10 protein-coding genes are annotated in these 13174 nt (G+C 73.0%); 5 read left to right on the top strand and 5 right to left on the bottom strand.

Annotated features, from left to right (window positions below; all coding sequences use genetic code 11):
* The first annotated feature begins 2 nt into the window (after positions 1-2).
* Entirely contained in the window at positions 3-1688 is a 1686-nt protein-coding gene (locus AC1DZC_RS17700; RefSeq protein ID WP_477040730.1) for a ribonuclease J, read from the top strand.
* A 65-nt stretch (positions 1689-1753) separates the two neighbouring features.
* On the opposite strand, the gene AC1DZC_RS17695 is transcribed toward AC1DZC_RS17700, so the two are convergent.
* Both AC1DZC_RS17695 and AC1DZC_RS17690 read right to left on the bottom strand, forming a co-directional pair.
* Positions 1754-2683, bottom strand: a complete 930-nt coding sequence (locus tag AC1DZC_RS17695) for a DMT family transporter (protein WP_477044181.1) — start codon at positions 2681-2683, stop codon at positions 1754-1756.
* Positions 2684-2788: 105 nt separating this feature from the next.
* On the bottom strand, positions 2789-3739 hold the full coding sequence (locus tag AC1DZC_RS17690) for a GlxA family transcriptional regulator (protein ID WP_477044180.1): 951 nt from the start codon (positions 3737-3739) through the stop codon (positions 2789-2791).
* Positions 3740-3809: 70 nt separating this feature from the next.
* Between AC1DZC_RS17690 and AC1DZC_RS17685 the strand changes: the two genes are divergently transcribed.
* Complete coding sequence (locus AC1DZC_RS17685) at positions 3810-4586, top strand: MBL fold metallo-hydrolase (protein ID WP_477044179.1); 777 nt, start codon at positions 3810-3812, stop codon at positions 4584-4586.
* Here the strand turns inward: AC1DZC_RS17685 and AC1DZC_RS17680 are convergent.
* Entirely contained in the window at positions 4583-5695 is a 1113-nt protein-coding gene (locus AC1DZC_RS17680; protein ID WP_477044178.1) for a winged helix DNA-binding domain-containing protein, read from the bottom strand. The two genes, AC1DZC_RS17685 and AC1DZC_RS17680, sit on opposite strands and share 4 nt — an antisense overlap.
* A complete protein-coding gene (locus AC1DZC_RS17675) occupies positions 5692-6291 on the bottom strand; it encodes a TetR/AcrR family transcriptional regulator (RefSeq protein ID WP_477044177.1) in 600 nt (199 codons plus the stop codon). Before AC1DZC_RS17675 ends, AC1DZC_RS17680 begins: the two co-directional genes overlap by 4 nt.
* Before the next feature lie 75 nt (positions 6292-6366).
* Between AC1DZC_RS17675 and AC1DZC_RS17670 the strand changes: the two genes are divergently transcribed.
* The 3 genes from AC1DZC_RS17670 to AC1DZC_RS17660 all read left to right on the top strand — a co-directional run bounded on the left by AC1DZC_RS17670 (position 6367) and on the right by AC1DZC_RS17660 (position 11739).
* A complete protein-coding gene (locus AC1DZC_RS17670) occupies positions 6367-6777 on the top strand; it encodes a hypothetical protein (RefSeq protein ID WP_477040736.1) in 411 nt (136 codons plus the stop codon).
* 64 nt (positions 6778-6841) lie between these two features.
* Positions 6842-9547, top strand: a complete 2706-nt coding sequence (locus AC1DZC_RS17665; protein ID WP_477044176.1) for an FtsK/SpoIIIE family DNA translocase — start codon at positions 6842-6844, stop codon at positions 9545-9547.
* A 29-nt stretch (positions 9548-9576) separates the two neighbouring features.
* On the top strand, positions 9577-11739 hold the full coding sequence (locus AC1DZC_RS17660; RefSeq protein ID WP_477044175.1) for a putative bifunctional diguanylate cyclase/phosphodiesterase: 2163 nt from the start codon (positions 9577-9579) through the stop codon (positions 11737-11739).
* A gap of 64 nt (positions 11740-11803) precedes the next feature.
* Here AC1DZC_RS17660 and AC1DZC_RS17655 read toward each other — a convergent pair whose 3' ends face one another.
* A complete protein-coding gene (locus AC1DZC_RS17655) occupies positions 11804-13126 on the bottom strand; it encodes a CapA family protein (RefSeq protein WP_477044174.1) in 1323 nt (440 codons plus the stop codon).
* Between the last annotated feature and the right edge of the window lie 48 nt (positions 13127-13174).

Below are 13174 nucleotides of genomic sequence, written 5' to 3'. Positions count from 1 at the left end.
ACATGAGTCACCCGCACCCCGAGCTCACCCTGCCGCCGGCTCTGCCCAGCGGTGCCCTGCGCGTCGTCGCGCTCGGCGGGCTCGGTGAGGTCGGCCGCAACATGGCCGTCCTCGAGTACGCCGGCCGCCTGCTCGTCATCGACTGCGGCGTCCTGTTCCCCGAGGACCACCAGCCCGGCGTCGACCTGATCCTTCCCGACTTCGAGTACATCAAGGACCGTCTCGACGACATCGAGGCGATCGTCCTGACCCACGGGCACGAGGACCACATCGGCGCCGTCCCGTACCTGCTGCGCCTGCGCCGCGACATCCCGCTGGTCGGCTCGCGCCTGACCCTGGCGTTCATCGAGGCCAAGCTCAAGGAGCATCGCATCGCACCGGTCACCCGCGTGGTCGCCGAGGGCGACACCCTGAAGCTCGGGTCGTTCGAGTGCGAGTTCATCGCGGTGAACCACTCCATCCCCGACGCGCTCGCCGTCGCCGTGACCACGGGGGCCGGCACCGTGCTGCACACCGGCGACTTCAAGATGGACCAGCTGCCGATGGACGGCCGGATCACCGACCTGCGCGCGTTCGCGCGGCTCGGCGAGAAGGGAGTCGACCTCTTCATGGTCGACTCGACCAACGCCGAGGTCCCCGGCTTCGTGTCGCCCGAGCGTGGCATCGGACCGGTTCTGGACCAGGTGTTCGCCGACTCGACCAAGCGGATCATCGTCGCGTCGTTCGCCTCGCACGTGCACCGCGTCCAGCAGGTCCTCGACGCCGCCTACACGCACAACCGTCGCGTCGCGCTCGTCGGACGCTCGATGGTGCGGAACATGGGCATCGCCGCCGACCTGGGCTACCTCAACGTGCCCGACGGCGTGCTGATCGACCTCAAGCAGGTGGACCAGCTGCGCGACGACGAGATCGTCCTCATGTGCACGGGCTCCCAGGGCGAGCCGATGGCCGCCCTGTCACGGATCGCGAACAACGACCACAAGGTCTCCGTCGGCCCCGGCGACACGGTCATCATGGCGTCGTCGCTGATCCCCGGGAACGAGAACGCCGTCTTCCGCGTCATCAACGGCCTGACCCGGCTCGGTGCCCGCGTCGTGCACTCCGGCAACGCCAAGGTGCACGTCTCCGGGCACGCCAGCGCCGGCGAGCTCCTGTACTGCTACAACATCCTCAAGCCGCGCAACGTCATGCCGGTGCACGGCGAGATCCGCCACCTCGTGGCCAACGCCGCGCTCGCGGTCCAGACCGGGGTGCCCGCCGACCGCGTGGTGCTCGCCGAGGACGGCATCGTCGTGGACCTCGTGAACGGTCGGGCGAGCATCGTCGGCGCCGTGCCCTGCGGGTACGTCTACGTCGACGGGTCGAGCGTCGGAGAGATCACCGAGGTCGAGCTCAAGGACCGTCGGATCCTGGGCGACGAGGGCTTCATCTCGATCTTCGCCGTGGTCAGCTCGGCCGACGGCAAGGTGCTGGCCGGTCCGCAGATCCACGCGCGCGGGTTCGCCGAGCAGGACGCCGTGTTCGACGACATCCTGCCCGAGCTCACCGCCGCCCTCGAGGACGCCGCCCGCAACGGCAACTCCGACGCGCACTCGCTGCAGCAGGTGATGCGTCGCGTGGTCGGCCGCTGGGTGTCCAACCGCCTGCGCCGCCGCCCGATGATCATCCCGGTGGTCGTCGAGGCCTGAGATCTCACGAAACGACGGCGGCGGCTCCGGTTCCGGGGCCGCCGCCGTCGTCGTTGTGTGGGTGATCAGCTGGGCGGTACCTGGTCCGCGGTGACCGCGACCTGGTCGACCTCGTCGGCTCGCGGCTCGATGTCTGGCTCACGGGACCGCCGCGACGCCGCCGCGGACCCGACGAGGATGAGGGCCGTCGCGACGACGACCGCCACGGTGATCGCCTCGTCGAGCACCAGCGCGCCCAGCGCGACGGCCACGACGGGGTTGAGGTAGGCGACGAGCACCGACCGCGCCGCGCCGACCTCGACGATGAGCCGGAAGAACAGGACGAAGGCGAGCGCGGTGCAGATGGCGCCGAGGGCGACGAGCGCGAGCACCCCGTCGAGGGCGGGCCAGGGGTGCGGGCTGGTGGCGACCACGAACGGCAGGTAGAACAGCGCGGTCACGGCCAGGCAGGTGGCCGTCAACGGGATGGCGGGCACGTCTCGCAGGAACTGGTCGGCGATCATGGGCGCACTGGCGTAGCCCACGGCGGCGAGCAGGACCTGCGCGACCGCCCAGGGGTTGCCGCTGCTCGCAGCACCCGGCCCGAGCAGAAGGCCCACCCCGAGCAGGCCGACCAGGAGCCCGAACCACCGGACCGCGGCGACCGGCTTGCGGTCGCCGACGAGCCGGCCCAGGATCACGGCGACGATCGGCACGGTCGCGATCAGCAGTCCCGTCGTCGAGCTGGACAGGCTCGTCTCGGCGTTGGACAGCAGGATCCAGGGCCCGACGATCTCGAGCGCCGCGAACGCGAGGAGGGGCCGCCAGTGCCCGTGCAGGACCCGCAGGCCGCCGGCGCGCAGGGCGAACGGCAGCAGCAGGAGCGCACCGAGCCCGGTCCGGACGAAGACGACCATGACCGGCGTGACCTCGCCGACCGCGATCTTGATCAGCAGGTAGGGGATGCCCCACAGGACCCCCATCGTGACCAGGAGCAGCCAACCCCGCCTGCTCATGCCCCACCCGCCGGTGTGACTCGAACGCTTGCTCGCCTTCTCACCGGACGCCCGGCATCTCTCGCACGCACCCGCCCACCGTACGACCGACCACCGACAACCTCCTCAGACCCGGAAGGCCGCCCGGTGCCGCCGCGGGCTGGTGCGGAACTCGCGGGCGAAGTGCTGGCGCAGCGCGGCCGACGAGCCGAAGCCGGACGCCGCGGCGACGTGCTCGACGGGCTGGTCGGTGGACTCGAGGAGCACGCGGGCGCGCACGAGGCGCTGGCGCAGGAGCCACTGCGCGGGGCTGGTGCCCGTCCGTGCGCGGAACTGCCGCGTGAACGTCCGCCGCGACTGGTGCACGCTCGCCGCCCACGAGTCCAGGTCGAGGGGTTGGTCGAGCCGGGCCATCGCCCACCCGATCGCGGACTCGACGGGATCGGCGCCGTCCGCGGGCGCGACGGGTGCCGGGATGTACTGCGCCTGGCTGCCGTCACGGTGCGGCGCCAGCACCAGGCTGCGGGCCACGTCGGCGGCGTAGGCGGCACCGTGGTCGGTGCGGACCACGTGCAGGCAGCAGTCGAGGGCCGCGGCCACGCCCGCCGAGGTGACCACGTCGCCGTGGTCGCACCACAGCACGTCCGAGCGCACGGTGGCCGCGGGCGTGCGCCGGGCCAGCTCGCCGGCCGCCGACCAGTGCGTCGCGACCTCCCGACCGTCGACCAGCCCAGCGGCCGCGACGACGAACGAGCCGAGGCACAGCGCGACGACGCGTGCACCGCGGGCGTGTGCGGCGCGGACGGCGTCGAGCAGCTCGGTCGACGGCTCCACGTCCTTGTCCCAGCTGGGGACGACGACGGTCTGCGCGGTGGTGAGAGCCTCGAGACCGTGCTCGACGACGAGGTCGTAGCCGGCGTTGGTCGGCAGTCGGCCAGGCACCTGCGCGCAGACGGTGACGCGGTAGCGCGCGGGCGGCGCCGTGCCCGCCGGCGACGCGAACACGGTGGACGGGACCGACAGGTGGAACGGGCTGATGCCCGGGAAGGCCAGGACGGCGACCTCGTGCAACGACATGGCCCGATCCTAGCGAACCGTGTCCATCGGGCCACTGGCGAGCTTCGGCACGCGCGACGACGCTGGTCGCATGACCTCACCGATCACCGCCACCCTCGTCGGCGGACCCACCCTGCACCTCACCTACGCCGGCCTGTCGTTCCTCACCGACCCCACGTTCGACGAGCCCGGGGCGTACGCCCCGCGGGGCGGCGTCACGCTGACCAAGCTCGTCGGCCCGGCCGTCGCGGCCGGCGACCTCGGCCCCGTCGACGTCGTCCTGCTCTCGCACGACCAGCACGCCGACAACCTCGACGACTCCGGCCGGGCGCTCCTCGCCGACGTGCCGGTCGTCGTCACCACCCCGGACGCGGCGGAGCGCCTCCCGGGCGTCGTCGGGCTCGGTCCGTGGGAGTCCACGACCGTCGGCGACGTCACGATCACGACCGTGCCCGCACGTCACGGGCCGGAGGGTGCCGAGGCGTACAGCGGCGTCGTGACCGGGTTCGTGCTCGAGGGGGCCGGGCACCCGACGGTGTATGTGTCGGGCGACAACGCCTCGCTCGACGTCGTCGCGTCGGTGGCCCGCCGGTTCCCCGTGGTCGACGTGGCCGTGCTGTTCGTCGGCGGCGCGAACGTCGGCCGGTTCGGTGCCGAGCCCGTGACCCTCGACGCGCTGCTGGCCGGCGCCGCGGTCGACCTGCTCGCGCCCGCCCTGGTGATCCCGGTGCACCACACCGACTGGGCGCACTTCGTCGACCCGCTGAGCGCGCTCGAGGAGCGGCTGTCCGCGGGCGGTCGCCCCGACCGGCTCCTGGTGCTCGAGCGCGGCGTGGCGACCGAGGTCCCGGTGGGCGTCCGCGCCTAGGCGGGGTCGATGCCGCGGAACGTGGCCAGTCGCGCGTGCTCGACCTCGACGGCGTCGCGGGTGGCTGCATCCCACGGGACCCACTCGTCGAGCTCGAGCCCGAGCGTCCTGCCACGGGCCCGCGGCCGCCAGGTGCCCACGAGCTCGCCGCCCGACAGCACCGCGCCCGGGCGCCCGATGGCCTGCCACAGCGACTTGTGCCGTGTCGTGTCGGGCACGAGGACCTCACGGTCGCCGCTCTGCAGGAAGAGGTCGTAGGGGCCGAGGAGCCGCACCACGTCGGCGCCCGGCGCGTCGCGCACCGCGTCCACGTCGGCCTCCAGGAGCTGGGCGTCGACGCCGTCGACCTGGACCTCGACCGTGTCCGAGGGCCACCGCGCGGCGACGTCCTTCACCGGGGAGTCGAGGTACGTGGCCACCTGCTTGACGGTCAGCGGGCCGGCCAGGTGCAGGAGGGTACGGATGGAGTCGACCCGGTCGTCCTCGTCGGCGCGCTCGAGGACGCCGACCTGGCCGGCGGGCCAGCGCGGGATGCGTCGGACGACCGGGGGAGAAGTGCCGGGCTCGAGCTCGAGGCCGGCGTGCAGGGCGGCCAGCCGGAACGGCATCTCGTACATGTGCGTGGCCTGGCAGCCTTCGCACCAGCGCAGGTAGGGGTCCGGCATCTGCGCGGTCATGCGCGTGGACAGCTCGCCCTTGGCCAGCGGCTCGGTCACGACCTCCCGCATCGTGCGGGCCGTCGTGGCGAGCGCCTCGGTGACGGGGATGCCCGCGGCCTTCAGCGGGCTGGCGGCGTTGATGACGCGCTTGGCCGCCTCGGCCTCCGAGTGGGGCCGCATGGCGCGCTCGACGTCGCGCAGGTCCGCGCGGCGGTAGGCGTGCGGGGCGCCGCGGACGGTCCAGGCCAGCGCCAGCTCGTGCGGCCAGTGCCCGGCCCGCACCGGTACGCCGCGGACGGCGAGCGCCCACAGCGCGCCGTCCGGTCCGGTGTCCTGGACGCCGAGGTCGAGCACGTCGGCGTTCCCGGGGGCGCGGTCGGAGCGGGTCGCGCGGTCGAGCTGCTGGGCGTGCACACGGTAGCGCCGGACGGCAGAGGCAGAGACCTTCATCCCTCTACGGTGCCACCAGGGACCGACAGGATGCCCGGTCCGGCCGCCTGCAGGAGCGCGACGTAGCGCTCGCCGGGGGAGTCGTCGGGAAGGAGGCCGTGGAGCTCGAGCTCGACGAGCCCGTGCACGAGTGCCCACAGGCCGACCGCCGCGGGCACGGGATCCGCGTCCGGGCCGAGGATCGCGGCGACGGCGTCGCGCAGCACGAGGAACGTCGTGACCTGGGTGGCCGGACCCCGCGTGCCGTCCTGCGCGCCCGCGCCGGTGGAGCCGAACATGACGCGGTAGAAGTGCGGCGCCCGCAGGGCGTGCTGGCGGTACGCGATCCCGAGGGCGAGCAGGTCGGCGCCCGGGTCGCCGGTGCGCGGGGCTCTGCACAGGGAGTCCGCGAAGCGCGCGAACGCCTCGTCGCCGACGGCCTGGACCAGCTCCTCGCGGCTCCCGAAGAGGGAGTACACGGCGGACGCGGAGGTGCCGGCCCGGTGCGCGAGGTCGCGGACCGTCAGGGAGTCGGCACCGGAGGCCGCGACGATCGCCGACGCCTCGTCCAGCAGCCGGAGCCTCAGGGCGTCGTCGTGGACGCGGGGACGTGCCATGCCGCCGAGTCTAGGGTGTTGACGGAGATTTGCGAACGGTGTTCTATAACAACGTTCGCAAACGAGGAGACCGTCATGATCGAGCTCACCGACGCCGCCCGGACCACCGCCGGGATCGTGGCGCTGACCGTCGTCGCCATCGAGTCCGGCGGGGTGTTCCTGCTGCGGGTCAGCACCGGCCGCGAGCAGGCGACGGACTTCCAGAAGTCCTTCTACCGCGCAGGGCATGCCCATGCGGGTGTCCTGGTCACGCTCGGCCTGGTGTGCCTCCTGCTGGGGGAGGCGACGACACTCGAGGGGTTCTGGCGCTGGCTCGCGCAGACCGGCGTGCTCGTCGCCGCGATCCTCATGTCGGCCGGCTTCTTCTTCTCGGCGATGGGACGCGGACGCGAGCGGCCGAACGGGTTCGTCGTGCTGCTCGGGGCGGGCGCGGTGATGCTCGCTGCCGGGGTCGTCGCGCTGGGCGTCGGACTGCTGCTCGGGTGATCCCTGGGCCGACACGCACCCGAGCACGGGCCCGCGGTCGCCGCCCCCGGCTAGTTTGAGGACCATGGCGACTCGTACGTCCACCTCAGGCGCCCGTTCCGGTGCGTCGACGTCGTCGCGCGCCGCCGGCAAGGGCACGTCCAGCTCCGGCAGGTCCGGCGGCGGCTCCACGCGGCCGTCGGGCCGCAAGGCCCCGCCGCCCCCGCCCAAGCAGGCTCTCCCGATCCGCATGGTCAAGGGCGTCTGGATGGGGTGCGCGCACCTCGTCGGCGGCACCGCGCGCCGCGTCGGTCGCGGCGCCCGGGACCTGGATCCCGCCCACCGTCGCGACGGGCTCGCCTTCACGCTGCTGGGCCTCGCGATCGTCATCGCGGCTCGCGAGTGGTGGGCGCTGTCCGGGACCGCAGGCACGGTGGTGCACAGCGTCGTCGCCGGCACGTTCGGCACGGTCGGCGTCGCCGTCCCGCTCGTCCTGCTCGGCCTGTCCATCCGGCTGATGCGCCACCCCGAGCGCGTCGAGGCCAACGGCCGCATCGGCATCGGGCTCGCGGCGATCGCGCTCGCGGTCTGCGGGATCCTGCAGATCTCCGCCGGGCTGCCCGGCACGGACGACTTCGCGGCTCTCCGGTCCGCGGGCGGCATGCTCGGGCTCATCGTCGGCACGCCGCTGGCCACCCTGCTCACGCCCGGCGTGGCCATCGCGCTGCTGGTCCTGCTCGCGTTCTTCGGCGTGCTGGTGGTCACCAAGACGCCGGTGCACCAGGTGATCCCTCGCCTGCGTGGCGTGTACGACCGGCTCACCGGCAACCACCGCGACCAGGACGAGTCCGACGAGGTGCCCGCCGACGACGAGCCGCTCGTCATCATCGCGGGCCACACCGCGATCGACGAGGTCGAGGCTCCGCCCAAGAAGGCGAAGAAGCCCGGCCTGCTCGGTCGTCGCAAGCGTGCCGAGGAGGTCGACGAGGCCGACGAGACGCGGCTCGACGAGTACGACGGCGACGAGGCGTTCGCCCGTGCCGCGATCGTGGCGGCCGCCGCCGAGGCCGAGGCGGAGGCGGCGCGCCAGCGTGACGCCGCTCCCGACACCGAGCCGATCGCGCGGGTCAAGAAGCCGATCACCGCGCCGGAGACCACCCCGGTGCCGCGTGGCGAGCAGCCGATGCTCGAGGGCGACGTCCTGTACACGCTGCCGTCCGACGAGACGCTCACCAAGGGCGCCCCGCACAAGGTCCGCTCCGCCGCCAACGACCGCGTAGTCGAGTCGCTGACGACCGTCCTCGACTCGTTCGAGATCGATGCCAAGGTCACCGGCTTCACGCGCGGCCCGACGGTCACCCGGTACGAGGTCGAGCTCGGCCAGGCCGTCAAGGTCGAGCGCGTCACGGCGCTGAGCAAGAACATCGCCTACGCCGTCGCGAGCGCGGACGTGCGGATCCTGTCGCCCATCCCTGGCAAGTCGGCGATCGGCATCGAGATCCCGAACACCGACCGCGAGACCGTCTCGCTCGGCGACGTCCTGCGCTCCAGCGCCGCCAAGCGCACGGAGCACCCGATGGTCATCGGCGTCGGCAAGGACGTCGAGGGCGGGTACGTCACCGCCAACCTGGCCAAGATGCCCCACCTCCTGGTCGCCGGTGCGACCGGTGCGGGCAAGTCCAGCTTCGTGAACTCGATGATCGTCTCGATCCTCATGCGCGCGACGCCCGACGAGGTCCGCATGGTGCTCGTCGACCCCAAGCGCGTCGAGCTGACGATCTACGAGGGCATCCCGCACCTCATCACGCCGATCATCACCAACCCGAAGAAGGCCGCGGAGGCCCTCGAGTGGGTGGTGCGCGAGATGGAGGCCCGGTACGACGACCTGGCCAACTTCGGGTTCAAGCACATCGACGACTTCAACGCCGCCGTGCGGCTCGGCAAGGTCAAGCCGCTGCCGGGCTCGGAGCGCAAGATCGCGACCTATCCGTACCTGCTCGTGGTCGTCGACGAGCTCGCGGACCTCATGATGGTGGCCCCGCGCGACGTCGAGGCGTCGATCCAGCGGATCACCCAGCTCGCCCGCGCCGCCGGCATCCACCTGGTGCTCGCCACGCAGCGGCCGTCCGTCGACGTCGTCACCGGCCTGATCAAGGCGAACGTGCCGTCTCGTCTGGCCTTCGCGACGAGCTCCCTGACCGACTCCCGGGTCGTCCTGGACCAGCCGGGCGCCGAGAAGCTCATCGGTCAGGGTGACGCCCTGTTCCTGCCGATGGGCGCCGCCAAGCCGATGCGCACGCAGGGCGCCTGGGTCTCCGAGTCGGAGATCCACGCCGTCGTCGAGCACGTCAAGAAGCAGCTCAAGCCGACCTACCGCTCCGACATCGCCGCGGTGGCGCCCAAGAAGCAGGTGGACGACGACATCGGCGACGACCTCGACCTGCTGCTGCAGGCCGCCGAGCTCGTCGTGACCACGCAGTTCGGGTCCACGTCGATGCTCCAGCGCAAGCTGCGCGTCGGGTTCGCCAAGGCCGGTCGGCTCATGGACCTGCTGGAGTCGCGCGAGATCGTCGGCCCCTCCGAGGGGTCCAAGGCACGCGAGGTGCTGGTCCAGCCCGACGACCTCCCGGCGACGCTCGCCATGCTGCGCGGCGCACCGCCGGAGCCCGACGACGACCCGTACGCGATGGGACCGGACGGTGCCCTGCCGGGCGAGCCGCCGGTCGCCACGGACTACTTCGACGGTGCCGAGGAGGAGGACGCCGGACCCTGGTCCGGCAACCGCCGGTGAACCCCTTCGGGAGCGGCCCGGTGCAGCTGGTGAGCACCGTCATCGCGATCGTCGCGGTCGTCGCCCTCGTCTCGGTCCTCGTCCTGCTCGGCAAGCAGCGCGCCGAGGTCCGGCGCGCCAACGCGCTGCTGGCCCTGAGCCGCGAGCTGCGGCACCGGTACGACGCCCTCCAGTCGGTGACCAAGGAGGGCGTGCTCGTCCAGTCGCTCACCGGTCGCGTGCTCGACATGTCGGAGCGGGCAGCGGCGATCCTCGGGATCGACGCCGAGAGCTCGATCGGTCGGGCGATCGCGGACCTGCCGGTCGTGCTGCTCAACGAGCAGGGCCTGGCCATGAACCCGGCGTCCGTGCTCAGCCAACGCACGATCACGGCGACGTCCGGCGACGACGAGCCCGTGCTGGTCGGCGTCGCGCTTCCCGGGACCGACGGGAGCCAGGCGCGCATGGTGCAGGTGTCGAGCCAGCTCGTCCATGCCGGCGACGGAGACGGTGACGCGCTGCTGACGACGCTCGTGGACGTCACCGGCCGACGCGAGGTCGAGGCAGCGCTCACCCGCAGCGAGATGCAGTTCCGCGTCGCCATGGAGAACGCGCCGATCGGCATGGCGCTCGTGGACCTGGACTGGCAGATCGTCGAGGCGAACGCGGCGTTCGCCGAGCTGCTCGGCACGAGCGTCGGCGCCCTGCGCGGCTACCGCATGGAGGACCTCAGCACGCCCGACAGCCGGCCCGCCGAGCGGCTCGAGGTCGACAAGCTGCTCGGCGGCGGCCAGCACCGGTTCTCGCTCGAGAAGAAGTACCAGCGCGCCGACGGGCACCTGGTCTGGGTCGCGCTCGACGCGGCCCTGGTCCGCACGCCGAGCGGGCAGCCGGACCACTTCGTCGTGCAGGTCCGCGACTCCACCGAGTCCCGCCTGCAGGCCGAGATGCTCACGCACCGCGCGATGCACGACCCGCTCACCGGCCTGGCCAACCGCACGCTCCTGCAGGAGGTGCTGCAGTCCGTCCTCGAGCAGCCGGACGTGGTCGACCGCGTCGCCGTGCTGGCCTGCGACCTCGACGGGTTCAAGGAGATCAACGACCGCTACGGCCACGCCGCCGGCGACGAGGTGCTCGTGCACGTCGCCGGGGTGCTGCGCGCCGCGACCGCCCGCCGGGGCACGGTCGCGCGCCTGGGCGGCGACGAGTTCGTGGTCGTCGTGCAGGACCTGGACGGACCGCGCGCGGTGTTCGACGTGGCCCAGGCGGTGCACGCCGGGTTGCGGGAGACCGTCCGCGTCGGTCGGCGCCGGCTCACGGTCGCCGCCAGCATCGGCATCGCCCTGGCCGACCGGGAGACCGCCGCCGGGGGAGCCCCGGCGCTGCTCGCGGCCGCCGACGCCGCGCTCTACCGCGCCAAGGCGTCGGGCCGCAGCCGGACCGAGGTCTTCGAGCCGTCCATGACCGCCGGATCGGCCTCCGACCTGCAGCGCGAGCTCGCGGTCGCGCTGGCCGAGAACCAGCTCGTCGTGCACTACCAGCCGATCGTCGACCTCGCGGACGCCCGCGTGGTCGGCTACGAGGCCCTGGTCCGCTGGCAGCACCCGTACCGCGGGCTGCTGCTGCCCGGGTCGTTCCTGCCGCTCATCCAGGAAGCCGGCATGGCGGTCGCGCTCGGGCAGTTCGTGGCCACCAAGGTGGTCGCGTTCGTCGCGTCCACCGTCGACCGGACGCGGTGGGTCTCGGTCAACGTCTCGGCCGACCAGCTCGGTGACGGCGAGTTCGCGACGACGCTGCTGGGCGAGATCTCGCGGCACCGCCTGACCGCCGGGCGCGTCGTCGTCGAGCTGACCGAGTCCTCGCTCGTGGCCTCCGGCACCCGGATCCGGCACGAGCTCACGCAGCTGTCCGCCGCGGGCGTCCCGGTGCTGCTCGACGACTTCGGCACGGGCGTCTCGCCGCTGTCCTACCTGCGCGACCTGCCCGTCGCGGGCGTCAAGCTCGACATGTCGTTCACCTCGGGCATCCCCGAGGACCCGACCGCCGGCAAGGTCGCCCGGGCGCTCGGCGCGCTGGCGCGCGAGCTCGCGATGGTCACGATCGCCGAGGGCATCGAGCACGAGGAGCAGGCCGAGTTCCTGCACCGCAACGGGTGGCGGTACGGCCAGGGCTGGCTCTACGGCCCCGCGCAGCCCGGAGACGTCTCGATCTGACGCGCGGTCCGGCTCGACCGGCGGTCCGGTTCAGCCGGCGGTCCGGCTCAGCCGGCGGTTCGGTTCAGCCGGCGGTCCGGGGCACGACGAGCGGGTCGGGGCCGGTCGGGACCGTGGGCGTGGTCCTCTGCGGCGCCTGGTCACCGGCGGCGGCGGTCACGCGCGCGAGGCGGTCCGCGACGACCGCCGGGCTCAGCGTGCTCGTGCCGTTCGGGATGTCCGCGAGGGCATGCACCTGGTGTCCGCCCAGGCGGTCGTTGGTGATGGCCGTCCACTCCACGCCGGTGACCCGCGCGGGCCCTGCCGGTCTGCCCTCGGCCGGGAAGGCGCCCGGGCTCGACACGTGCGCGGTGAGCAGGATCCCCGAGTCGGTGTTCTCGACGCAGCACTCGCCGTCCTGGTTCGACAGGTAGTTGCCCAGGCCGTAGGCCACCCACATGCCCTCGCCGCGCGGCCCCCCGGTCAGGTGGGCCACCGGCTGCGGGACGTGGGCGTGGTGCCCGATGAGCAGGTCGAACTGGCCGGTGTCCGCGATCGTCTGGTCGAACGCGAGCTGCTCGGCGGTCGGGGCGGTCTGGTACTCGACGCAGCAGTGCACGCTCGCGATGACGAGGTCGGCTCCGGCGGCGCGGGCAGCGGCGGCCTGTGCCGCCATGGCGGGCACGTCGATGAGGTTCACGGACCACGGCTTGTCGGCAGGGATCGGCATGCCGTTGGTCCCATAGGTCGCCGCGACGTGCGCGACGGTGACCGTCTGGCCGGCGCGCTCGAGCTGGTAGAGCTGCGGCTGCGACTGCTCGAGCGCGCTCCGGGCGGTCCCGGTGTGCCCGAGCCCGGCGGCGTCGAAGGCGTCCAGCGTCGCGGTGACCCCCGCGAACCCCCGGTCGACCGAGTGGTTCGACGCCGTCGAGCACCCGTCCCAGCCCTGGGCCTTCAGACCCGCGGCGATCTCCGGCGGCGTGCCGAACAGCGGGTAGCCGCTGGGTGCCGTGCCCGCGGGCGTGATCGGTACCTCCATGTGGCACAGCGCGAGGTCGGCGCCCTGCACCCACGGGTTCAGCGGTGCGAGCAGCGGGCCGAAGTCGTAGCCGCCCGCGACGCGAGCGTCCGAGAGCACGGGCAGGTGCGGCAGGACGTCCCCGGCAGCGACGATCGTGAACTCGGCGTCCGGGTCCGGGATGGGCGTCGGTGTCGGGGTGGGAGTCGGCTCCGGTGACGCCGTGGCCGCACGGTCGGGCGCGGTGCTCGTCTGGCCCGTCGCCGTCGGCTCCGGGCCCCACGGGTGCAGCGCGGCCGCTGCGGCGCCGATGCTCGCGACGACGAGAAGGATGATCGCGAGGCCGATCACCACCGGCGAACGGCGGCCGGCGCGGGCGTGGCGGGTCACACGCGGACTGTAGTTGGTGTCGCGTCGTGCAGGAGCATCCCCACGGTC

The organism is Cellulomonas sp. P2_B4, from assembly GCF_056404795.1.
Note: the sequence above shows the minus strand (reverse complement) of the source record. Positions and strands in the feature narration are given on the sequence as shown.

Excerpts from the sequence above, each read along its gene's own strand:
- AC1DZC_RS17700 (WP_477040730.1), top strand. The coding sequence starts at position 3 with ATGAGTCACCCGCACCCCGAGCTCACCCTGCCGCCGGCTCTGCCCAGC.
- AC1DZC_RS17695 (WP_477044181.1), bottom strand. The coding sequence starts at position 2,683 with ATGAGCAGGCGGGGTTGGCTGCTCCTGGTCACGATGGGGGTCCTGTGG.
- AC1DZC_RS17690 (WP_477044180.1), bottom strand. The coding sequence starts at position 3,739 with ATGTCGTTGCACGAGGTCGCCGTCCTGGCCTTCCCGGGCATCAGCCCG.
- AC1DZC_RS17685 (WP_477044179.1), top strand. The coding sequence starts at position 3,810 with ATGACCTCACCGATCACCGCCACCCTCGTCGGCGGACCCACCCTGCAC.
- AC1DZC_RS17680 (WP_477044178.1), bottom strand. The coding sequence starts at position 5,695 with ATGAAGGTCTCTGCCTCTGCCGTCCGGCGCTACCGTGTGCACGCCCAG.
- AC1DZC_RS17675 (WP_477044177.1), bottom strand. The coding sequence starts at position 6,291 with ATGGCACGTCCCCGCGTCCACGACGACGCCCTGAGGCTCCGGCTGCTG.
- AC1DZC_RS17670 (WP_477040736.1), top strand. The coding sequence starts at position 6,367 with ATGATCGAGCTCACCGACGCCGCCCGGACCACCGCCGGGATCGTGGCG.
- AC1DZC_RS17665 (WP_477044176.1), top strand. The coding sequence starts at position 6,842 with ATGGCGACTCGTACGTCCACCTCAGGCGCCCGTTCCGGTGCGTCGACG.